Below are 21,455 nucleotides of genomic sequence, written 5' to 3'. Positions count from 1 at the left end.
ACCATGCTGGCAATCGGGCTGATGTCGGGCACCTCGCTCGACGGCATCGATGCGGCGCTGATCGAGACCGACGGTGAGCGGGCGGCGCGGCTGGTGGCGTTCCGCGGCGAGCCCTATTCGGATCAGGCGCGCGCGCAACTCGCCGCTGCGACCCAGCTCGCGCTAGGGTTCCAGCGTCCGCGCGCCAGCCCGCCCCTCGTCGCCGCGGCCGAGCTGATCACGCGCACGCACACCCTGGCGGTGCAAAAGCTGCTGCGCGATGCCGGCGTCACCGCGAGTGACATCGGCGTCCTCGGTTTCCACGGCCAGACCGTCGCACACCGCCCCGATCGCGGATGGACGTGGCAGATCGGCGACGGTCAGGTGCTCGCCGACGTGACCGGCATCACCACGGTCGGCGACTTCCGCAGCGCCGACGTGGCCGCGGGCGGGCAGGGTGCGCCGCTGCTGCCGGTCTATCATGCCGCGCGCCTGACGACGTTTGACGAGCCGGTTGCGGTGCTCAACCTCGGCGGGGTCGCCAACATCACGCTTGTGGCGGACGGCGAGCCGCTGGCGGCGTTCGATACCGGGCCGGCCAATGGGCTGATCGACAGCTGGATGGAGCAGGAGGCCGGTGAACGGTTCGACCGCGACGGTGCCACGGCAGCGGCGGGACGCGTCGATGAGAGCGTGCTCGGCGCGATGCTCGATCATCCCTTCTTCGACGCGCGCTTCCCTAAATCGCTCGATCGCAGCGACTTCACCATTCAGCCGGCGCGCGGGCTCTCGCTCGTGGACGGTGCGGCGACGCTTACGGCGCTCACCGCCGCCACCGTGGCGATCGCGCTGCGGCTGCTGCCCCGTGCGCCGCGCCGGCTGCTGGTGGGCGGCGGCGGTCGGCTCAACCAGACGCTGATGCGGATGATCGCCGAGCAGACCGGCCTCGCAACCGACTCGGTCGATGCGCTCGGCTGGAACGGCGACGCGCTTGAAGCCGAGGGCTTTGCCTTCATGGCGGTGCGTACGCTGCGTTCGCTGCCGATCAGCTTTCCCGGCACCACCGGCGCGCCGCGTCCCTTGTGCGGCGGTACAGTTTTCGTACCGCGCAAGCGGTGACGTTTAGCCCGCGACGGTCACCGTGGCAGGATGGTGCTTGTCGAGATAGCGTTTGATCCGGCGCAGATTGCGCGTGTTCGACCGGAACATCAGGTCGGCCGCGTCGCCGATCAGCGGCACCGCGCCGAGCACCGTGTCGAAGCCGACGCGCGCCGTCATGCCGAGCAGCGCGAACCGTCCCATGCCGAGGTTGCGCGCCTCCCACACGATCCACATGCCCATCGCCGCGGTCACGAGATCGCCAACCACCGGCACCAGCCCGATAATCGAGTCGAGCCCGACACGGCGGTTGAGCCCGGGGATCACGAACAGCCCCTCGAGCAGCTGCTCCATCGCCTCGACGCGACGCCGAACCGAGGCCGGATCGCTGCCGGTGGGAAGCGTGCCGAACAGCGGCATCGACAAGGGAGTAGGGCGAACGGCCATTGCAGTTAATTGGTGTCGGCGCGCAGCCGGTTCAACGGGTGCCAGGCGCGTGCATTGGCCTGCCATTGCCGCAGCCGCAACGCGACAAGAGACCAGCGGAATGGGCGCGCGATCGGAATGAAGGCGACATCGTCCGTCAGTAGCCGGTCGGCGGTTGCGCTGGCGCGCGCGCGCTCCCCCAGCGAGTCGGCCAGCCGCGCCGCCTCGATGGCGTCGTGTGCTGCGTCCGAGCAGGCGACGCATGCCTCGGCGAGGTACCAGCGTGCGCTATCATAAGGAGCGACGCGATCGATCAGGCGCAGGTCCGCCGTGGGATCGTCCGCTTGCGCGCGGAGCGGGCGAATGCCGATACCATAGAGATCGCGCGCCAACCGTGCCCACAGCAAGGTGCCGCCCGCACCGTCGGGCAGGGCGATGCGCAGGGTGGGTGCTGCCCCGTTGGTGACTCGCCACGCGGCCACCCGCGCGCGCGCAGTCGCCTGGCGCTGCTCAGGCAAGACGAGGCTCCACGTCGGATTGGCCGGAGGGGCGGCGGAATCGAGCTGCTCGGGCAGCAGCGTCTCGCGAGCGACCCAGTCGGGAGAGATGCTCGCGACGACATCGCCGCGATCGATCGCCTGCGCCACCGCACCACGATTGGCGGGGTCGGCAAGAAAGCCGTCGCGGCGCACCACCGCGAGCCCGAACAGCCCGGCAGCTGGATCAACCTTGACATTGATCGGCGCCGGATTGGCGGCGCGCAGCAAGGGCCAGTCGCGCACGGTGCCGCCCGACACCAGATCCGACTGACGCTCGACGAAGCGAAGGATCGCGGTCGCGGCGCGTTCGCCACGCAGCTGCACGTCGTCCTCGGGCGCCGGTCCTGGCTCCTCCGGGTCCCGATCGGGGTCGAGTGCGGGGGTCAGCCGCGATCCCGTCGCGACATGCTCGCGGCGGAGGCGGAAGGGGCCAGCGCCGCCCGTCGGTGGCGGACGATCCCGTACCAGTGCGAGCTCGGGCTGGGCGAACAATTTCAGCAGATCGGGGCGCGGACGCGCCAGCTCGATCTCGATCACCTCCGGCGTCATCTCCACGATGGACGACACCGCCGTGAGATAGGGCGCAAGCCGGTTGTGCGAACGGGCGCCGATCTCGCGCCGGAGCAGTGCCACCACCTGCGCAGCGCGGATCGGCGCGCCGTCGGCCCAATGTGCATCCCGAAGACGGAAGATGTAGCTTCGTCCCTCGTCGGTGACGATCCATCGCGCGGCAACGCCGGCTTCGACCTGCCCGCTGGCGTCGAGCCGCACCAACCCTTCAGCGAGCGAGTCGGTCAGTAGTCGGTCTGCCTCGGCGAGTGTACTGCGATCACGCCCGGCGAGTTGCGGCGCGCCGCCGATAACGCTGACCACGACCGGGCCGACATCGGCGCGTCGGCCGCAGCCGGTGATCGTCATGACGAGCGCCGCGGTCGCGGCCCCTCCGATGATGGTGCGGACGGCGGGACTCGAACCCGCACGCCGTTGGCAGAGGATTTTAAGTCCCCAGCGTCTACCGATTCCGCCACGTCCGCGCATCGCCGTCCACGAAGCGGTTGCAGCGGACCGCGTCAACCCGGCGCGTGGCTCAGGAGACGTTGAGACGAACGCGCATCTCCTTGCCCGGCTTGAAGAAGGGGACGCGCTTGGCATCCACTTCGACGGGCTGTCCGGTGCGCGGATTGCGGCCGACGCGCGCGTTGCGGGGGCGAGTCGAGAAGGCGCCAAAGCCACGCAGCTCGACGCGTCCATTGTCCGCCAGGCGCGTGGTGATCTCGTCGAAGAAGATCGAGACAATCGCCTCTACGTCGCGCTGCGCCAGCTCCGCATTCACCGCGGCCAGCTGCTGCACCAACTCCGAGCGTATCATCGTCTCTCCGTTCGCCTTCGTATACCGTACGGATTGGGTTGATACAGATAAGGTCGGCGCGGGGATAGCGCCGAACTGGCACGGATTCGGCGATCTGGGTCATCGCCGGACGTTTAAGCGTCCAGAGCGCAACGAAAAAGGGATCGGCCGCGCGGCCGATCCCTCTCAAATCACCCTGCGGCGACCGGTCCTGCTTACTTCTTGGTGTCGCGCGCCTTGAGCGCCTCACCCAGGATGTCACCCAGCGACGCGCCCGAGTCGGACGAGCCATACTGCGCCACCGCCTGCTTCTCCTCGGAGATCTGCATCGCCTTGATCGAGAAGGTCGGCTTCTTCGAGCGATCGAAGCCGGTGACCATTGCGTCGAACTTCTGCCCGACCTGGAAGCGCTCCGGACGCTGCTCGTCGCGATCGCGGCCGAGATCGGTGCGCTTGATGAAGCCGGTCGCGCCATCGTCGCCCTGCTGCACTTCGAGGCCCGCGTCGCGAACTTCGAGCACGGTGACGGTGACGACCTGGTTCTTGCCCAGGCGATCGCCCGCGCCCGCCGCGACCGGACCGCCGCGCTCGAGCTGCTTCATGCCGAGCGAGATGCGCTCCTTCTCGGGATCGATGTCGAGCACCACCGCCTGGACGGTCTCGCCCTTGCGGTGCAGGTTGAGCGCGTCCTCACCCGACACGCCCCAGGCGATGTCGGACATGTGCACCATGCCATCGACGTCGTTGTCCAGCCCGATGAAGAGACCGAACTCGGTCGCGTTCTTGACCTCGCCCTCGACGGTCGAGCCAATCGGGTGCGCGGCGGCGAACGCCTCCCACGGATTGGCCTGCGCCTGCTTCAGGCCCAGCGAAATGCGGCGCTTGTCCTCGTCGACCTCGAGCACCACCACGTCCACCTCCTGCGAGGTCGACACGATCTTGCCGGGATGGACGTTCTTCTTGGTCCACGACATTTCGGACACGTGGACGAGGCCCTCGATGCCAGCCTCCAGCTCGACGAATGCACCGTACTCGGTGATGTTCGTGACGCGGCCCGACAGCTTGGCGCCGACCGGATACTTGGCCGACGCGCCGTCCCACGGATCGCTCTCGAGCTGCTTCATGCCCAGCGAGATGCGCTGCGTGTCCTTGTTGATGCGGATGATCTGCACCTTCACGGTGTCGCCGATGTTGATCATCTCGCTCGGATGGCCGACGCGCTTGTAGCTGAGGTCGGTGACGTGCAGCAGGCCGTCGATCCCGCCCAGGTCGACGAAGGCGCCGTAGTCGGTGATGTTCTTCACCACGCCGTCGATGATCTGACCCTCGTGGAGCGACTGGATCAGGCCCGACCGCTGCTCGGCGCGGGTCTCTTCCAGCACCGCGCGACGCGACACCACGATGTTGCCGCGCTTGCGGTCCATCTTGAGGATCTGGAAGGGCTGCGGAATGTCCATCAGCGGCGTGACGTCACGCACCGGGCGGATGTCGACCTGCGAGCCGGGAAGGAACGCCACCGCGCCGTTGAGGTCGACGGTGAAGCCGCCCTTGACGCGACCGAAGATCACGCCCTCGACGCGCGCGGTCTTGCTGAACTCGAGCTCGAGCTTGTCCCAGGCGGCCTCGCGGCGCGCGCGGTCGCGGCTGAGCATCGCCTCGCCGTGCATGTTCTCGACCCGGTCGACATAGACCTCGACCTCGTCGCCGATCTTGAGCTCGGCCTTCTGTCCCGGCGCCGGCGCAAACTCGCGCAGCGGCACGCGGCCCTCGCTCTTCAGACCGACGTCAATCACCGCCAGGTCGTTCTCGATGCCGGTCACGGTGCCGAGCACCACGCGGCCCTCGAAGCTGTCGGCACCGCCGAACATGTCATCGAGCAGCGCCGCGAATTCGTCGCGCGAGGGAGTTGCCGTAGAGGCCATAAATGCTTCGTCCTAGTCGTGTTTCCGGCCAAGCGGTTGGATCCGCTGGTCTTGGCCATCACCATCGCGGCGGCCGCATGCCGCGCGCGACATCCGGGTCAGCACAAGGTGCGAGGAGACGCCGCCCATAAGCGAAAAGGCGCGAGAGGACCTGCCTGTCGCGCCATGCCTCCGCGAGCCCCAGCCCACCGGACCTCTGCTCCATAGCGGATTAGCGCCGGAGGGACAAGCGGGTGGCATATGATGGCCGATGTGTTGCCGCCGTGCTTACCGCGGGCGCGATCTTGGACTCCTTAAGGCATGACAGCCGAGGAGGGCAGGCGGTTGCCGGAGTGTCGCCCCTTGCCGTCGCGCTCGCTTATGTCGGCGCGCCCGCGACCGCAGCAGCCCTCGCCAGGCGCGCTTCCACCAGCACGATCGCCTTGGACACCGCCGCCTCGATCGAAAGGAAGCTGGTGTCGAGCTGCGCCGCGTCCAGCGCGGGTACCAGCGGCGCGGTGGCGCGCGAGCTGTCGCGATCATCGCGTGAGCGGATGTCAGCGAGCACCTGATCGTAACTGGTGTCGTCGCCGCGGGCGCGCAGCTCGGCGTGGCGACGTTGCGCGCGGATCGTCGGCGTCGCGCGGATAAACAGCTTCGCCTCGGCGTCAGGGGCGATCACCGTGCCGATGTCGCGTCCGTCCAATACCGCGCCGCCGGGCTGATGCGCGAACCTCTTCTGGCGCTGGAGCAACGCGGCGCGCACCAAGGGATGCGCCGAGACGATCGAAGCGATCTGGCCTGTCGCATCGTCGCGCAAGGCTGGCTCAACCAAAAGCTCCTCGTCGAAACTGCAGGCCGCCACCGCGTCAGCCTCGATCGCGGGATCGAGATCGAGCCGGATCACGGTCAGCGCCACGGCACGGTATAGCAGCCCGGTGTCGAGATGCGGCAGGTGATAGTGGCGCGCCAGCGCGCGCGCGATCGTGCCCTTGCCCGATGCCGCCGGGCCGTCCACCGCGATGATCACGCCGCTTCTCCGGAAAGCGTGGCAAGTTGTTGATAGAACGCTGGATAACTCGTCGCTACCGGATTGGCATCGTCGAGCGTGATCGCGTTGCGCGCGTGCAGCGCCGCGACCGTCATGCTCATCGCGATGCGGTGGTCGAGCTTGGTTGTGACCGTGCCGCCGCCGGCGATCGGCTCGCCCGCGCTGCCATGAATGGTGAGCCCGTCCTCGTGCTCTTCCGTGCTAACGCCGTTGACGGTCAGCGCATCGCGCATCGCGGTGATCCGGTCGCTCTCCTTGACGCGCAGCTCCTCCGCACCGCGCGCCAAGGTCGTCCCGGCCGCGAAGGCCGCGGCGACGAACAGCACCGGATATTCGTCGATCATCGTGGGCGCGAGGTCGGGCGGCACAATGATCCCGCTCAGCGCGGCATGGCGCACACGCAGATCAGCGACCGGCTCGCCACCGACGACACGGGAGTCGAGTTCCGTGATGTCGGCGCCCATCATCCGCAGCGCGGTGACCAGACCGGCGCGGGTCGGGTTAAGCCCGACATTCTCGATCACGATGTCGCTGCCGGGGACGACCGACGCCGCCACCATCCAGAAGGCGGCGGAGGACGGATCGCCGGGAACGGTGATGGCCTGCGCGCGCAACTCGGCCTCGCCCTCGACGGCGATGACGCGCCCCTCCGCGCCCACACTGACGGTGAGCCGAGCGCCAAAGCCCGCGAGCATACGCTCGCTGTGATCACGCGTCGGGACCGGCTCGATCACGCGCGTGATCCCGGGCGTATTGAGGGCGGCGAGCAGTATCGCCGATTTCACCTGCGCCGATGCGACCGGCAGCGTGTAGGCGATCGGGATCGCGGGCACGAGGCCGCGCACCGTCAGGGGGAGGCGCCCGCCCGGCGTGGCGACGATGTCCGCGCCCATCTGCGCGAGTGGCGTGATCACGCGCCCCATCGGACGGCCCGACAGCGAGGCGTCACCGATGAAAGTGGCGCTGATCGCGTGGCTTGCCACCAGTCCCATCAGCAGCCGCGTCGAGGTGCCCGAATTTCCCATGTCGAGTGCCTGCGGGGGCTGGAGCAGCCCGCCGACACCGACTCCATGAACGCGCCACACCGCGTCCGCGCCGCGCGTGATCGTCGCGCCCATGGCGCGCATCGCCGCGGCGGTGGCGAGCACGTCCTCACCCTCAAGCAATCCCTCGATCCGACTTTCGCCGATCGCCAGCGCGGCGAGCATCAGCGCGCGGTGGCTGATCGACTTGTCGCCGGGAACGCGGATCCGGCCGGTAAGCCGATCGGGCGCGCGGATCACGCGCGGAGAAGGAGGGGTGTGCTCGGAATGCGCCATAGGGCGCGGTGCTTGCCAGCCGGCTTGTGCTATGGCAAGGCGCGCCCCACTTCGACGGTCACACATCGTCGATCCACCCATCCGAAAGGCTTAGCACGGCATGATCAAGCCGGAATGGGGCACGAAGCGTACGTGCCCGAAATGCGCGACGCGTTTCTACGACCTCGAGAAAGACGACCCCGTCACCTGCATCAACTGCGGTTATGCATGGGAGCCGGAACCGATCCTGAAGTCCAAGCAGCCGCTGCCGTTCGAGCAGGCCAAGCCCGACAAGCAGGAGCCCGATTCCGATCTCGCCGGTGACGACGAGGATCTGGACACGAACGAGGACGAAGAGCCCTCGGCCGACGACGAGGTCGATCTCGGTGGCGATGACGATCTCGGCGTCGAGACCAGCAACGACGACGACGAGAACAATTAAGTTTCGAAAAAATGCGGGGCAGGCGGTTTCGACCGCTTGCCAAGCACGCGGCCCCCGGCTAGGGGGCTGCCTCCCGGGACGGAATGGGGCCGTAGCTCAGCTGGGAGAGCGTCGCAATGGCATTGCGAAGGTCAGGGGTTCGATCCCCCTCGGCTCCACCATTCCTCCCGCTGCTCGCGCGATGATCGCGAGCCTTCTCCAGCACAGATGTGGCCACTCGCATCAGGCCTCACGCGCGCTGATCGCACGGCGAGGACGTCATCCTAGTGCCTGGAGCCCTGAGGCCGCTTGCGTCATCTAAGCGTGTGGTCGCGCCAACGTGGCGGGAGATCGCCGGCGCGCAGCGGGTGATCCGAAGCATACACGCGCGTACGGCTTCTTGTACCGGCGGTGCTACGCGGACCGCGAACGCCGCAGGAGGGAAGCCGCCGCCATGGTCAACGATCATACGATCCGGGACGTCGTCATCCTCGGCGGCGGTACCGCGGGGTGGATGGCGGCGGCGGCGCTCGCGCGCTTTCTCGACAACGGCGTCACCCGCATCACACTGGTCGAGTCGGAGGAGATCGGCACCGTCGGCGTCGGCGAGGCGACGATCCCGCCGCTGCTCACCTTCAATCAGATGCTTGGCATCGACGAGGATGAGTTCCTGCGTGCCACCAGGGGCACCTACAAGCTCGGCATCGAGTTCGCCGATTGGGGGGCGTTGGGCGAGCGTTATCTTCACCCGTTCGGCGCGATCGGTCGCGACCTGCAAGGGATCCACTTCCATCAGCTTTGGCTGCGCGAGCGTGAGCGTCGCCGCGCTGCGGGCGGCGAGATTGCCGCTATCACCAGCTGGTCGGTGAGCGGTGCGGCGGCCGCCGCACACCGTTTCGCGCGCCCGGGACCCGACGCACCGTCGCCGTGGCGCGATCTGCGCTACGCTTTCCACTTCGATGCCGCCCTTTATGCCGCTTTCCTGCGGCGACGTGCGGAACAGGCCGGGGTCATTCGCGTCGAGGGGCGCGTCGAGAACGTCGAGGTCGCTCAGGGCAGCGGCCATGTCGCCTCGCTGCGATTGGCGGGCGGCCGTGTCATAACAGGCGACCTGTTCGTCGATTGCTCAGGATTCGCTGCGCTGCTGATCGAGCGGACGCTCGCCACCGGCTATGAGGATTGGAGCCACTGGCTACCGTGCGACCGCGCCATCGCAGTGCCGTGCGCGCTATCGGGCGAGCCCGAACCCTATACCCGCGCGACCGCGCGTGCGGCGGGATGGCAGTGGCGCATTCCGCTGCAGCATCGGCTCGGCAACGGCTATGTCTATGCCAGTCGCTTCGTCGACGATGCGACCGCGCAGGCGGCATTGCTCGCCATGCTCGAGCGGCCGGCGGAAGCCGCACCGCGTCGTCTCGCTTTCACCGCGGGGCGGCGACGACAGGCGTGGAACGGCAACGTCGTTTCGCTCGGGCTGGCGAGCGGCTTCGTCGAGCCACTCGAATCGACCTCGATCCATCTCGTCCAGGCCGGCATCGCCAAGCTGATCGCCTTGTTCCCCGACCGGCGTTTCGATCCCGAAGAGCGCGCCGAATATAACCGCCACATCGCCGCTTTGTACGAGGACGTTCGCGATTTCATCATCCTCCACTACAAGGCGACACGGCGCACCGACACGCCGTTCTGGGACTATGTCCGCACGATGGAGGTCCCCGAAACATTGCGACGCCGCATCGCCCTGTTCGCCGGCAAGGGCCGCGTGTTCCGCGACACTGCCGATCTGTTCACTACGCCTAGCTGGGTGGCGGTCGCGCTCGGTCAGGGACTTATCCCGGCGGACTATGAGCCGGCCGTCGACGCGCTCGACGAGGAGAAGGTGGCGATAGCGCTGGACCAGCTGCACGCGCGCTGCGCCGACACGGCAGCGCGGCTGCCGAGCCACGCCGAGTACCTCAGGCGCAGCGGAATCTTGCCGGCCGCCAGCTGACCCATTCGCGGCTCAGTCGACCAGCATCGCCGCGAGCGCGGGGCTGAGCCATTCGTCGTCCGCGGTCACCAGCCGGGCCGCAAGGCCAGCGGAGATCGCGCGCTTCGCTCCAGCGGTCCGGCCAAGGACCAGCAGTGCGCTGGCCCAGGCGTCAGCCTCGGCGGCGGTCGCGGCGACGACACTCGCGGCGACGACCTCGGTCGGAGCGGGGGCGCCGGTGCGGGGATCGAGATTATGCGCGCCGCGGATGTACGTGCCCGACGTCGCGACCGCACATTGGTGGAGGGCGACGCGGAACGGCGCCAGCGTCGACTCGGGCGGCGCTTCAAGCTCGACCCACCAGGGCTGCCTGTCCGGGCGCATCCCGCGCCCCACCAGCTCGCCACCGACTTCGACGAGCGCGTGGCGGAAACCATGAGCCGTCACGGTCGCGGCGAGCGCGTCGGCGGCATAGCCCTTGGCAATGGCGGACAGATCGAGCGCGACCCCGCCGGGCTGGTACAGCCGCCGCGCAGCCTGCGCCCAGCGCAGCCGCGCCCAGCCGGCGCGGGCGCGAGCGTCATGCAGCGCTTCTTGGTCTGGAACTGGTTGCGCGCCCATCGGTCCGAAGCCCCAGCGATCGACCAGCACGCCGAGCGCGGGGTCGAAGGCGCCGCCGCTGGCGGCATGGATCGCGGCGGCAAGGTCGATCACCGCGGCGAGATCGACCGGCAGCTCGTGCCACGTGCCTGCGGGCGCGGCGTTGAAGCACGACAGCGCAGACGTCTTTTCCCAATGACTGAGCGCCGCCACCAGCGCGTCCAGCCGAGCGACGATCGCCTCACCGAGCCGCGCGATCGACTCGTCCGCCCGCGCGGCAAGCCGTACGCGCCACGTTGTCCCCATCGTCGCGCCGGCGAGCTCGGCGACCGACGCGGCGTCGGGGAGATCGCGCAGCGCCGTCGGATCGATCGGCGGGATCGCGACACGGGTCAGGGCGTCATCACCTCGAGCGTGCTGGTGTAGCTCAGCCGCCGCGCCGTCGCGCGCGGGTTGCTCACCTTGGCGTCTGACGCGGTGGCATTGAGCCAATACATACCCGCCGCCGGGAAGGTGACCGTTGCAACGCCGTCCGCGCCAGAAATCACGGTGCGGGCGTCTTCGGCGTCGCGATAGCGCTTGCCGCCCGGGATCAGCGTCAACGTCAGTCCCGGCGCCGGCCGCCCGTCGACGAGGAAGCGGAAGCGTGCCGGCTCGCCCGCGACCAGCTCGTCGGGATGCGTGATCGGGTCGAGCTCGAGGCCCTTGCCGCTCGGCGTCAGCACCTGACGGGTCGGCGCGCCCGCGGTAACGAAGATCTCATTGCGCGCGATCAGCTCGGTCACCTGGATGTCGGTGGCGGCCGTGGGAATGTCCGCGATCGTCAGCGGTGCCGGCTGGTCGGGGCGCGGCGGGCCGCGACGGCCGATCCGGCGCTCTTCGCCGTTCACCTTGAAGCTGCCCATGAAGGCGCTGCTCTCGGTCGCGATCTTCCACGTACCCGGACGATCGAGATGAACGTCGAACACGCTCCGATACCGCCCGGTCGCAGCATGTTCGAGCGTGCCGGCGCTGCCGTCCGGTCGGTAGACCTTGATCTGTTCGACGCTGCCGGGATGATGGTCGGCGAAGAACAAATCGTTTGAAATGGCATAGTCGACGCTGACCCAATCGTCCTTGCCTGAGAAGATCGTCGCCGAGGGCAGCAGCCATTGGCGATGCGCCGAGAGCGTCGCGGGCAACGCGAGCAGGCCGAGCGCCAGCACGGCGTGTCCGATCCGACGGGTGCGATACGATGTCATCTTGATCCCCTCTTCCCAATCGCTGCCGTCAGCGCGGCGACACCGCGACCGCACCGAGCTCGCGCGATCCCGCCGCACGCGCACTCGCTGCGGGTATCGCGATTGGCACGCTGACCAGCTCGCGCCCGCCGGTCTCGCGTGCCGCCTCGACGCTCAGCACGTAGCGGCCCGGCGCGAGATCGGCGGGCAGCGGCACCTGATATTGTCCCGGTGCCCGCGTCGCGCCGCTCACGCCGTCGAGTGGCAGCGCCATGCTGCGACCGCCCTTGCGCCACCAGGCGCGCAGCTCGGCGAGCCATTTGCTGCCCGGCTCACCGCCGCGCTTGTTGACCGCATACCAGACCGCGAGCGTCCGCGCCGCGCCGCCGCTCGCAGGCTCGACCCAGATAGCGACATAGGGCTTGTGATACTCGGCCACGCCGAGCCGCGGAATCGTTACCGTCACCGTGCCGGCCTGCGCGGCGGTGGGAAGGAGCGTCGCGCCCAGCGCGAGCAGCGGGAGGTGGCGCACGTGAAGGCCTCTCGGTCAGTGGATCAGGAAAACGGCGACGAACGCGGGCACCGCCAGCCCGACGGCGACCAGCGGCCAGGTCGAGCGGCGATGGCGCGCGTGCAGCTGCAGCAGCAGCAGCCCCGACAACGTGAAGATCAGGCAGGCGACACCGAACAGATCGATGAACCAGAACCAGGCGGCGCCCGCATTGCGTCCCTTGTGGAGGTCGTTGAGCCAGGAAATCCAGCCGCGATCGGTCACCTCGGCGGTGATTCGTCCGGTCACCCGATCGACGCTCACCCAGGCGTCGCCGCCAGGGCGGGGCAGCGCGACATAGACCTCGCGTTCAGACCATTCCGCGGCACGTCCGCTAACATCCAGGCCGACCGAATCGCGGATCGCGCCGGCAACCGCGCCTGGCACAGGCGCGTCGGGCTGAGACGGCGAGCGGGCGAGCGGGCGGCGCGCCGATGCGGGGAGGGTGCCGGCGCGCTGGCTGACGTGCGGCGTGGCGGTGATGGAGGCGGCGTGGTTGAGCGTGATCCCGGTGAGCGCGAACAGCAGCATCGTCACCAGCGACACGGCGGCGCTGATCCAATGCCAGTTATGGAGCTGCTTGAGCCACCAGCCGCGCCACTTGCGACTGGGCGGGCGCCGCGTGGTGATCGCCGGTGCGGGAGAGAGGTCGAGCGTGCTCACCGGCTGTGTCTAACGGGTGAGGGGGCGCCACACAAGCTATTGCGAGGCGTTATTAATCGGCCAGAAGGGCCAACGGTAGTCGCGGCAGAACGACCTCGCGCAGCACGAACCCCGATTCCATCTGCGTGACACCGGGGAGCCGTGACAGCTCGTCGCGGTGGATCCGGGCGAAATCAGCGAGGTCACGCGCGCGGACAGTGACGAGGTAATCGTAGCTCCCCGACATCAAGTCGCACCGGACCACCGACGGGCTCGCCGCAATCGCCTCTTCGAATGAGTCGAGCACGTCCTTGCGCTGGCTCTCCAGCGTCACCTTGATGTGGACGATCGTCGCGCAGCCGAGCTTGGCGAGGTCGAGCCGGGCGGCGTAGCCGGTGATCACGCCGGTGTCCTCCAGCGCGCGCTGGCGCCGCGCCACCGCCGTGGCGGAGCGCCCGACCGCGTCCGCCAGCGTGAACGCGGTCGCTCGCGCGTTCGCCAGCAATAGCGACAGCAGACGACGGTCGATTCGATCGAGAGCGGTGGATTCCTGCGGCATCTCCCGAGTGAGTGCATCAAACTGGCGCTTTGTCACGCGACCGGCCCCCGCTTCGCGCGGATTCGGCGTCGTTCGTGCGTTATCCTGCGGTCAGGATAGAGGAGCTTGGATCATGCGCGTCGGCGTTCCGAAAGAGATCAAGAACCATGAATATCGCGTCGGCCTCACGCCCGGGGCGGTGCGTGAATACGTCGCCCGCGGGCACGAGGTGGTGGTGCAGACCGGCGCGGGGGCGGGTATCGCCGCCGACGATCAGGCCTATCGCGCCGCCGGTGCCGCTATCGTCGACACCGCGGAGGAGGTGTTCGCCACCGCGCAGATGATCGTGAAGGTCAAGGAGCCGCAGCCCAGTGAGTGGGTTCAGCTGCGCGAGGACCAGATCCTCTTCACCTATCTCCACCTCGCCCCCGACCCCGAGCAGGCCAAGGGGCTGATGGCCTCGGGCGTCACCGCGGTGGCGTATGAGACGGTGACCGACCAGCGCGGCCACCTGCCGTTGCTCGCGCCGATGAGTGAGGTGGCGGGGCGATTGTCGATCGAGGCGGCCGGCACCGCGCTCAAGGCGGTGAACGGCGGGCGCGGCGTGCTGATCGGCGGCGTGCCGGGCGTGCAGCCGGCGCGGATGGTCGTGCTGGGCGGCGGCGTCGTTGGCACGCACGCGGCGCGCATGGCGGTAGGGCTCGGCGCCGAGGTGACCGTGATCGACCGGTCGATCCCACGGTTGCGCGAGCTCGATGAACTGTTTGGCGGGCGCGTGCGCACGCGCGTGTCGACGCTGGAAGCGATCGAGCATGAGGTGGCGGAAGCAGATGCGGTGATCGGCGCCGTGCTGATCCCGGGCGCGTCGGCGCCGAAGCTGGTGACGCGGCCGATGCTCGCGCTGATGAAGGCGCGCGCCGTGCTCGTGGACGTCGCGATCGATCAGGGCGGCTGTTTCGAGACCAGCCATCCCACGACCCACGCGGAGCCGACCTATGAAGTCGACGGTGTCATCCATTATTGCGTCGCCAACATGCCCGGCGCGGTGCCGCTGACCTCGAGCCACGCGCTCAACAATGCGACTTTGCCATACGGCCTCGCTCTCGCAGGCAGAGGCTATGCCGCCGCAGAAGCCGATGTCGGACTGATGGAGGGCGTCAACGTACGGGGCGGCCGCATCGTCAACCGTGTGGTGGCGGAGGCGCTGGGGCAAGGATAAGGCGCCGGGCTTCGCGTTCCGTGGGCTGCGACAGACTGTCTGACAGTCTTTGATCCACAATCGGTGCGGCACGACGGGCGATCATGCAGGCGTCGGCGGAACGCGGCGCTCCCTAGGTGGCTCCGCTCGTCACCGTGCCGGGTCGTTGCACCGCTGTCGCATTGCAACAAAGCTCGAAGTCACCTGTTTCGCTACGCATGCGAAACCTCTCCCGACGCGACCTTATCCGTACGGCCGGCGGCGTGGCGCTGGCACCCAGCCTGACCTGGTCCCATCCCGGTTCGAGCCAGCAGAGCGCCGGCGACACGCCGTTCTCATGGAAGTTGTTGCAGCAGCGCGCCGCCGCGCTCGCGAAGCGCCGTTACCAGCCGCCGCGCGAGAGCGCTGCGGCCAAGGCGCTCGACTTCGACGCCGTGGGCAGTATCCGCTTCAAGCCGGATCGCACGCTGGCGGGCGGCATCCGCCTCTTCCCGCTCGGCAACGGTGCCGTGACCCCGGTCACGATCAACCTGGTGGAGAACGGCCGGGCGCGGCCGGTGGTGTTCTCGCCCGAGCTGTTCGAGGGCGGCAAGGTGTCGCCGCCCCCCGGCTTCGCGGGCTTCCGAGCGATGGAGACCGGTCGCGAGAGCGACTGGCTGGCTTTCCTGGGCGCGTCTTATTTCCGCAGCGCCGGATCGCAGGACCAATATGGCCTCTCCGCGCGCGGCATCGCGGTCGACACCGGCCTGGCGCGCGAGCAATTCCCCAATTTCATCGAGTTCTGGATCGAGCGCGAGGGTGACCAGAGCTATACCATCTATGCGTTGATGGATGGCGAGAGCCTGACCGGCGCCTATCGTTTCATCAGCCGCCATCCCAAGGCGGTGGTGCAGGACGTCTCGTCGGTGCTGTTCCTGCGCCGCGCGGTCGAGCGGCTCGGCGTCGCGCCGGTGACGAGCATGTTCTGGTACGACGACCGCACGCGTCGCGGCGCGACCGACTGGCGCCCCGAAATCCACGACTCGGACGGGCTCGCCTTGATCAGCCGCGAAGGCGAGCGCGTATGGCGGCCTCTGCGCAACCCGCCGCAACCCGCCACGGACAGTTTCGCCGCCGACCATGTGCGCGGCTTCGGGCTGCTCCAGCGCGACCGCAACTTCGACCATTATCAGGATGACGGCGCTTTCTATGACAAGCGCCCGAACCTTTGGGTCGAACCGCGCGGCGACTGGGGCGCGGGGCGGGTGCTGCTGTACGCCTTCCCGACCGACAGCGAGACGGTCGATAATGTCGTCGCCTTCTGGACGCCGGCGGCGCCCACGCGCGCCGGCCAGCGGCTGCAATTCGACTATCGTCTGACCTGGACCTCGGACGATCCCAGTCTCGACCGCGCCGCGCACGCGGCGGACGTTTGGGTCGGCGCGGCGGGCCGGCCTGGCCTCCCCGCGCTGGCGGGCGCGATCAAGCTGGTGGCCGACTTTGTCGGCGATTCGCTTGCCGGGCTGAGCCGCGACAGCGGGGTGAGTGCCGAGATCGGCGTCGTGCGGGGCAAGCTGTTGAGCAGCGCGGTCTATCCGGTGGTCGGCCAGCGTAATCGCTGGCGCGTCACCGCCGATGTCCGGCCCGAGGCCGCGGGCGGCAACGCCGGGCCGGTCGACGTGCGGCTGTACCTCAAGCGCGGCGAGGCGGCGCTGAGCGAGACGTTGCTCGTGCCGATCTATCCGGCGTGACCACGCTGCCGCCGCGGCTGCCCACCGAGGCGCCGCTCGCCATGCCTGAGCAGCGGTTCGACGGGGCGCCGCCGCTCCCTTCGGCGCCGCCGCCAATCGTCGGCGCGATCGGTTCACCCACCGACGTCCTCGCGCGACGTGCGATCCTCGTCCTGCTGACTTTGGTGCTCGCGCTGTTCGCCGCCACGTCGCTCAAGGAATCGGTGCTGAGCGATGGCATGGGCGTGACCGACGCGCTGCTGCTCGCCATTTTCTTCCCGTTGTTTGCGCTGCTCGCCTTCGGTTTCATCAACGCGGCGGTCGGCTATGTCGTCCTCGCGACCGGGCTCCATCCCGGCTTCACTCCCGTACCGCGCTGGTCGGAGCCGCTGCGGGGGCGCACCGCGGTGCTGATGCCGGTTCACAACGAGGATGTCGCCGACGTGTTCGGGCGGCTCGCTCACATGGCCGCGGCGATCGAGCGCGCCGGCGCGGCGGCCGCATTGGACTTCTTCGTGCTGAGCGACTCGAGTGCGGTGAACGAGGACGAGGAGGTGGCCGCCTGGGCGCTGCTCGCGGAGCGCAGCGCGTGCGCGATCTATTATCGTCGTCGCACCGAGAACGTCGGTCGCAAGCCCGGCAATATCGCGGAGTGGCTGCGCCGCTTCGGTGCCGCTTACGACTATATGCTGATGCTCGATGCTGACAGCCTGATGGGTGGCGAGACAATCCTCGGTATGGCGCAGATCATGGACCGGCGGCCGGCGGTCGGCCTGCTCCAGACGGTGCCGCAGGTGATCGGTGCGCGTACCTTGTTCCAGCGCTGGATGCAGTTCGCGAGCCGCATCTATGGTCCGATCGCGACCGCAGGGCTGGTATGGTGGTCGGGGCCGGAGGCCACTTTTTGGGGGCATAACGCGCTCATCCGCGTGCGTGCCTTCGCCGAGAGCTGCGGGCTTCCGGTGCTGCCGGGGAAGCCGCCGTTCGGGGGCACGATCATGAGCCACGACGTCGTCGAGGCGGCGCTGCTGCGGCGGCGCGGGTGGCGCGTCCATATGGTCATGACCGAGGACACGTACGAGGAATATCCGCCGACGATGATCGACGCCGCAGTGCGCGATCGCCGCTGGGCGCAGGGCAATCTGCAGCACCTCGCTTTGCTCCATGCCTCCGGGTTCCACTGGATCAATCGGTTGCAGTTGTTGCTCGGTGCGGCCGGTTATCTTGCCTCGCCGTTGTGGCTCCTGCTGATCACGGTCAGTGTGGTGCAGGCGGTTCGCGGCGAGCGCGGTCTGATGTCGGGCGATTCCACCGGCACGGTGCTGATCGTTACGCTCGCGCTGTTGTTCGGACCCAAGCTGCTCGGTGTGCTCAACGCGATTGCCGACGTACGGCTGCGGCGGTCGATGGGCGGGACGGGGGCGATCCTGCGCTCGGTGGCGCTCGATGTGCCGTTATCGACGCTTGCCGCGCCCGCAATCGCGGTCACCCAGACGATCGATCTGATCGGCATCGCGCGCCAGCGCCGCGCCGAGTGGCAGCCGCAGAATCGACGCGGGGACTCGCTCGCACTGTCGGCGATCCTGCCGCGCTACCGCTGGCACCTTGGTTTGGGCGCGCTGCTGCTGGCGCTGACCCCATTGATGCCGCTCACTGCACTGTGGTTGACCCCGGTCACGCTGGGGCTGCTGTTGTCGCCGCTGATCGTACAATGGACCGCGAGCGAGCGGTGGGGGCGTCGCGTCGCGTCGGCGGGGTTGTTCCTCACCGACGTCGGCGTGCCCGAGCCACAACCGCTGCCGCTTCTCGCCCCGGCGAGCAATGTCGCTGAACTCGGCGGCTGACAGAAAAAAGGGGGAGCGTCCTGCCGGACGCTTCCCCTTCTTCATCGCGGAGGCAGCTCAGTTGCTGTCCGAGTCATCATCGTTGTCGGCGATAATCACGATGCCGGCGACCACCGCGGCGGCAGCAACCGCCGCAACGATCAGACCACCACCCGCGATCGCCTGACTGTCCTTCGCGGTCGCCGCGCCCGCGCGCGCCGACTTGGCGACCGACAGGCTGGCCGCCGGATTCGCCGGTGCAGCCACCGCCGGAGCAACCGACAGTGAAGCGGCAGCCGCCGCGATCAGATACTTACCAATGCTCATTACTTATCTCCCCGTGAGGAGCGACCCGTCTTCCACGCCGGGCCGCGCAAGGCAATTCTCAAGTGACCCAGATCCCGTCGTGATCGGCCACCTCATTGTCTTAACCGGCACAATGTTGCGAACGTTTGACAGGCCCGGAGACCGATGCGGGATCCGGTGAGTTCGGCCGGATCCGTGTCACTCCTTGGCGGTACCGGGCTCTGCCATGTTGCGGTGCATATGCGCCGTCACTTCCGCGGGAAGGATGTGCGCCGCCGCCGCCTGGAGCTTGTTCTTCCAGCCGGACACGATCGAGTGCTTCCCTGCCATCAGCGCGTCCCAGCCGTCGCGCGCCACCTTGGCGGGCTCGGACTTGCTGTCCGAGGTGCCGACGTCGGTGTCCATCATATCGGCACGGTCGAAGAACTCGGTGTCGACCGGGCCCGGCATCAGCGTGGTAAGCGTGACGCCGGGATGATCCTTGAGCTCGTCGCGCAGCGCGTCGGTGAGATGATCGACGAACGCCTTGCTCGCATTGTAGACTGCCTGGAAGCTGCCGGGAATGAAGCCCGCGATCGAACCTGTCACCAACACCTTGCCGTCGCCTCGCGCCACCATCTGTTGCAGCACCGTCTGCAAGACATAGGTCGTGCCCGTCACGTTGGTATCGATCACGCGTTTCCAATCGGCCACGTCCTGGTCGAGGAAGGCGCGGCCGAGCCCGACGCCGGCGTTGGCGCACAACAGGTCGATCGGGCGGCCACCCGCTGCGGCGAGCAGCTGGTCGACCCCGTCGATCGTCGCCAGATCGGCCTGGACCGAGCTGACGTCGGTGCCGAATTGCTCGAAGTCTGCCGCGGCGGCCTCGATCAGCGGCTCGTCGGCGACGACGAGGATGTCATAGCCGTTCTGCGCGGCGAGCGTCGCCAGCTCGAAGCCGATGCCGGTGGAGGCGCCGGTGATGATCGCGAATTTATCAGCCATCCGTGTCTCTCCTCAATTCAGGCCCGGCTTCAGGACGATCTTGGTGACGTCATTCTGCTGGTCGTGGAACATCTTGTAGCCCTTCGGCCCCTCGCTGAGCGGCATCCGGTGCGAGATCAAGAACTCGGTATCGATCTTCCCTTCGAGGATCGCCTGCAGCAGCCCGGGCAGATAGTGCTGCACATGCGTCTGCCCGGTCTTGAGCGTCAGCCCCTTTTCCATGAAGGCACCGAGGGGCCATTTGTCGACGAAGCCGCCGTACACGGCCGGCATCGAGACGCGGCCGCCCTTGCGGCAGGCGATGATCGCCTGACGGTTGGCGTGTGCGCGGTCGGTCCCGAGGAAGGTCGACGCCTTGATCTGGTCGATGACGTTGTCGACGTAGAAGCCGTGTGCCTCGAGTCCGACCGAGTCGATCACCGCGTCGGGGCCGATCCCGCCGGTCATCACCATCAGCGCCTCGTAGACCGCGGTCTCCTCGAAGTTGATCGTCTCCGCGCCGAAGCGCTTGGCGAGCGCGAGGCGGTTGGGGAAATGATCGATCGCGATCACGCGCTCGGCGCCCATCAGAAAGGCCGATTGTACCGCAAACAGCCCGACCGGGCCGCAGCCCCACACCGCGACGGTGTCGCCCGGCTCGATATCGGCATTCTCCGCTGCCATCCAGCCGGTGGGCAGGATGTCCGAGAGGAACAGCACCTTGTCGTCCTCGATCCCGTCGGGGATGACGATCGGGCCGACGTCGCTGAACGGCACGCGGACATATTCCGCCTGGCCGCCGGCATAGCCGCCGGTCATGTGGCTGTAGCCGAACAGGCCCGCCATCGGCTGGCCGTACAGCTCCTGCGCAATGTCCTGGTTGTCCGCGGGTAGGCCGTTGTCGCAGGCGGAATATTGGTGCTTGCCGCAATGATAGCAGCTGCCGCACGAGATGGTGAAGGGCACCACCACGCGCTGCCCTTTCTTGAGGGTCGACTTGGGGCCGACCTCGACCACCTCGCCCATGAACTCGTGGCCCAGGATATCGCCCGACTGCATCGTCGGGATATAGCCATCGTAGAGGTGAAGGTCCGAGCCGCATATCGCGGTGGACGTCACCTTGATCACGCAGTCGCGCGGGTTGACGATGCCGGGATCGTCGACGGTGTCGACGCGGACGTCATGCTTGCCATGCCAGGCGATCGCCTTCACAGCCCCATCTCCTCGAATTGCTTGCGGTTCATCGCCGGTGTCGCGATCTCGCCGGTTTCGAGCAACTGCTTGAGCCGGCGCAGGTCGCGTCGCGCCTGGATCGCGGGCTCGCGCTGGAACATCTTGGCGATCACCTTCCCGATCACGCCGCCGGGCGGATCATAGAGGATAGTCGCGACCAGCACCGTGCCCCGCGCGCCAGCGTCGTGGAACTCGACGCGACCGGCATTGGGCACCTCTGATCCCTCCTCGCTGGTCCAGGCGAGCAGCCGGTTCTCCTCTTCCTCGGTGATCCGCGCGTCCCACTCGACCGTCCCGCCGGCGGGCGCCTTGACCACCCAGTGCGAGCGGCGCTGGTCGAGCACGTCGATCCGCTCGACATTCTCCATGAACCCGGGAAGGTTCGCGAAATCGCGGAAGTGTGCGTATACCTCCGCGACGGGGCGATTGATCGTCACCGCGCGCGCGGTGATCTCAGTGCCCGTCGCCTCCGGGATCGAACCCTTGGCCCGCTCCGACGCATCGCGATGCTTGGAGGTGGCGAGGGGGGCGTCGTCGCTCTGCTGGTGAAGCAGCTGGTCTGCCATCGAACGGGCTCCTTATTGCCTGCTGCCCCACCAAGCGCGCGCTGTGGTGATCCGTTCCTCGCTATTTCCGATGCTTAACC

At 68.1% G+C, this 21,455-nt stretch carries 21 protein-coding genes and 2 tRNA genes; 7 read left to right on the top strand and 16 right to left on the bottom strand.

Annotated elements, in window-relative coordinates; all coding sequences use genetic code 11:
* Positions 1-3: 3 nt before the first annotated feature.
* Positions 4-1,098 (top strand): anhydro-N-acetylmuramic acid kinase, encoded by a 1,095-nt coding sequence (locus ACMGDM_RS13530; RefSeq protein ID WP_436804840.1) that lies wholly within the window; start codon positions 4-6, stop codon positions 1,096-1,098.
* Positions 1,099-1,101: 3 nt separating this feature from the next.
* On the opposite strand, the gene ACMGDM_RS13525 is transcribed toward ACMGDM_RS13530, so the two are convergent.
* From ACMGDM_RS13525 to aroA, 7 genes are all read right to left on the bottom strand, one after another.
* Complete coding sequence (locus ACMGDM_RS13525; protein ID WP_436804634.1) at positions 1,102-1,524, bottom strand: DUF4112 domain-containing protein; 423 nt, start codon at positions 1,522-1,524, stop codon at positions 1,102-1,104.
* Between the two features lie 5 nt (positions 1,525-1,529).
* Positions 1,530-2,960 (bottom strand): ABC transporter substrate-binding protein, encoded by a 1,431-nt coding sequence (locus tag ACMGDM_RS13520; protein WP_436804633.1) that lies wholly within the window; start codon positions 2,958-2,960, stop codon positions 1,530-1,532.
* 32 nt (positions 2,961-2,992) lie between these two features.
* Positions 2,993-3,076 (bottom strand) — tRNA-Leu (locus tag ACMGDM_RS13515).
* A 53-nt stretch (positions 3,077-3,129) separates the two neighbouring features.
* A complete protein-coding gene (locus tag ACMGDM_RS13510) occupies positions 3,130-3,411 on the bottom strand; it encodes an integration host factor subunit beta (protein ID WP_436804632.1) in 282 nt (93 codons plus the stop codon).
* Between the two features lie 194 nt (positions 3,412-3,605).
* A complete protein-coding gene (gene rpsA, locus ACMGDM_RS13505; protein ID WP_436804631.1) occupies positions 3,606-5,312 on the bottom strand; it encodes a 30S ribosomal protein S1 in 1,707 nt (568 codons plus the stop codon).
* 358 nt (positions 5,313-5,670) lie between these two features.
* On the bottom strand, positions 5,671-6,321 hold the full coding sequence (cmk, locus tag ACMGDM_RS13500) for a (d)CMP kinase (RefSeq protein ID WP_436804630.1): 651 nt from the start codon (positions 6,319-6,321) through the stop codon (positions 5,671-5,673).
* Positions 6,318-7,661, bottom strand: coding sequence for a 3-phosphoshikimate 1-carboxyvinyltransferase (gene aroA, locus ACMGDM_RS13495; RefSeq protein WP_436804629.1), 1,344 nt, complete (start codon positions 7,659-7,661; stop codon positions 6,318-6,320). The genes cmk and aroA overlap by 4 nt, the downstream gene beginning before the upstream one ends.
* A gap of 100 nt (positions 7,662-7,761) precedes the next feature.
* Here aroA and ACMGDM_RS13490 point away from each other — a divergent pair, with 100 nt between their 5' ends.
* From ACMGDM_RS13490 to ACMGDM_RS13480, 3 genes are all read left to right on the top strand, one after another.
* Entirely contained in the window at positions 7,762-8,082 is a 321-nt protein-coding gene (locus ACMGDM_RS13490; protein WP_436804628.1) for a TIGR02300 family protein, read from the top strand.
* A gap of 85 nt (positions 8,083-8,167) precedes the next feature.
* Positions 8,168-8,243 (top strand) — tRNA-Ala (locus tag ACMGDM_RS13485).
* Between the two features lie 272 nt (positions 8,244-8,515).
* Positions 8,516-10,048: a tryptophan halogenase family protein gene (locus ACMGDM_RS13480; protein ID WP_436804627.1), complete on the top strand. Its 1,533-nt coding sequence runs from the start codon at positions 8,516-8,518 to the stop codon at positions 10,046-10,048.
* 12 nt (positions 10,049-10,060) lie between these two features.
* Here ACMGDM_RS13480 and ACMGDM_RS13475 read toward each other — a convergent pair whose 3' ends face one another.
* The 5 genes from ACMGDM_RS13475 to ACMGDM_RS13455 all read right to left on the bottom strand — a co-directional run bounded on the left by ACMGDM_RS13475 (position 10,061) and on the right by ACMGDM_RS13455 (position 13,598).
* Positions 10,061-10,933 (bottom strand): FAD:protein FMN transferase, encoded by an 873-nt coding sequence (locus ACMGDM_RS13475; RefSeq protein WP_436804626.1) that lies wholly within the window; start codon positions 10,931-10,933, stop codon positions 10,061-10,063.
* Positions 10,934-11,019: 86 nt separating this feature from the next.
* Positions 11,020-11,868, bottom strand: a complete 849-nt coding sequence (locus ACMGDM_RS13470; RefSeq protein ID WP_436804625.1) for a DUF4198 domain-containing protein — start codon at positions 11,866-11,868, stop codon at positions 11,020-11,022.
* Between the two features lie 28 nt (positions 11,869-11,896).
* On the bottom strand, positions 11,897-12,379 hold the full coding sequence (locus ACMGDM_RS13465; protein ID WP_436804624.1) for a DUF2271 domain-containing protein: 483 nt from the start codon (positions 12,377-12,379) through the stop codon (positions 11,897-11,899).
* A gap of 15 nt (positions 12,380-12,394) precedes the next feature.
* Complete coding sequence (locus ACMGDM_RS13460; RefSeq protein ID WP_436804623.1) at positions 12,395-13,060, bottom strand: PepSY-associated TM helix domain-containing protein; 666 nt, start codon at positions 13,058-13,060, stop codon at positions 12,395-12,397.
* A gap of 52 nt (positions 13,061-13,112) precedes the next feature.
* Complete coding sequence (locus tag ACMGDM_RS13455; protein ID WP_436804622.1) at positions 13,113-13,598, bottom strand: Lrp/AsnC family transcriptional regulator; 486 nt, start codon at positions 13,596-13,598, stop codon at positions 13,113-13,115.
* 112 nt (positions 13,599-13,710) lie between these two features.
* On the opposite strand from ACMGDM_RS13455, the gene ald reads away from it, so the two are divergent.
* The 3 genes from ald (at position 13,711) to mdoH (ending at position 18,328) form a co-directional block, all read left to right on the top strand.
* Positions 13,711-14,796 (top strand): alanine dehydrogenase, encoded by a 1,086-nt coding sequence (gene ald / locus ACMGDM_RS13450; protein ID WP_436804621.1) that lies wholly within the window; start codon positions 13,711-13,713, stop codon positions 14,794-14,796.
* 242 nt (positions 14,797-15,038) lie between these two features.
* Positions 15,039-16,505 carry an OpgD/OpgG family glucan biosynthesis protein gene (locus tag ACMGDM_RS13445; protein WP_436804620.1) on the top strand — a complete coding sequence of 489 codons (1,467 nt, stop codon included), beginning with the start codon at positions 15,039-15,041 and terminating at the stop codon, positions 16,503-16,505.
* The gene (gene mdoH, locus ACMGDM_RS13440; protein WP_436804619.1) at positions 16,502-18,328 is read left to right on the top strand and encodes a glucans biosynthesis glucosyltransferase MdoH; all 1,827 of its coding nucleotides are present in this window, start codon (positions 16,502-16,504) and stop codon (positions 18,326-18,328) included. Before ACMGDM_RS13445 ends, mdoH begins: the two co-directional genes overlap by 4 nt.
* Positions 18,329-18,385: 57 nt before the next feature.
* On the opposite strand, the gene ACMGDM_RS13435 is transcribed toward mdoH, so the two are convergent.
* The 4 genes from ACMGDM_RS13435 to ACMGDM_RS13420 all read right to left on the bottom strand — a co-directional run bounded on the left by ACMGDM_RS13435 (position 18,386) and on the right by ACMGDM_RS13420 (position 21,375).
* Positions 18,386-18,634 carry a hypothetical protein gene (locus ACMGDM_RS13435; RefSeq protein ID WP_436804618.1) on the bottom strand — a complete coding sequence of 83 codons (249 nt, stop codon included), beginning with the start codon at positions 18,632-18,634 and terminating at the stop codon, positions 18,386-18,388.
* Positions 18,635-18,811: 177 nt separating this feature from the next.
* Positions 18,812-19,597, bottom strand: a complete 786-nt coding sequence (locus ACMGDM_RS13430; protein WP_436804617.1) for an SDR family NAD(P)-dependent oxidoreductase — start codon at positions 19,595-19,597, stop codon at positions 18,812-18,814.
* Between the two features lie 12 nt (positions 19,598-19,609).
* Positions 19,610-20,788, bottom strand: coding sequence for a zinc-dependent alcohol dehydrogenase (locus tag ACMGDM_RS13425; protein WP_436804616.1), 1,179 nt, complete (start codon positions 20,786-20,788; stop codon positions 19,610-19,612).
* Positions 20,785-21,375: an SRPBCC family protein gene (locus ACMGDM_RS13420; RefSeq protein ID WP_436804615.1), complete on the bottom strand. Its 591-nt coding sequence runs from the start codon at positions 21,373-21,375 to the stop codon at positions 20,785-20,787. The genes ACMGDM_RS13425 and ACMGDM_RS13420 overlap by 4 nt, the downstream gene beginning before the upstream one ends.
* Positions 21,376-21,455 lie beyond the last annotated feature (80 nt).

This window comes from Sphingomonas larreae, assembly GCF_051400595.1.
GTDB lineage: Bacteria > Pseudomonadota > Alphaproteobacteria > Sphingomonadales > Sphingomonadaceae > Sphingomonas.
The sequence above is the reverse complement of the archived record's forward strand: the minus strand, read 5'-3'. Positions and strand labels throughout refer to the sequence as shown.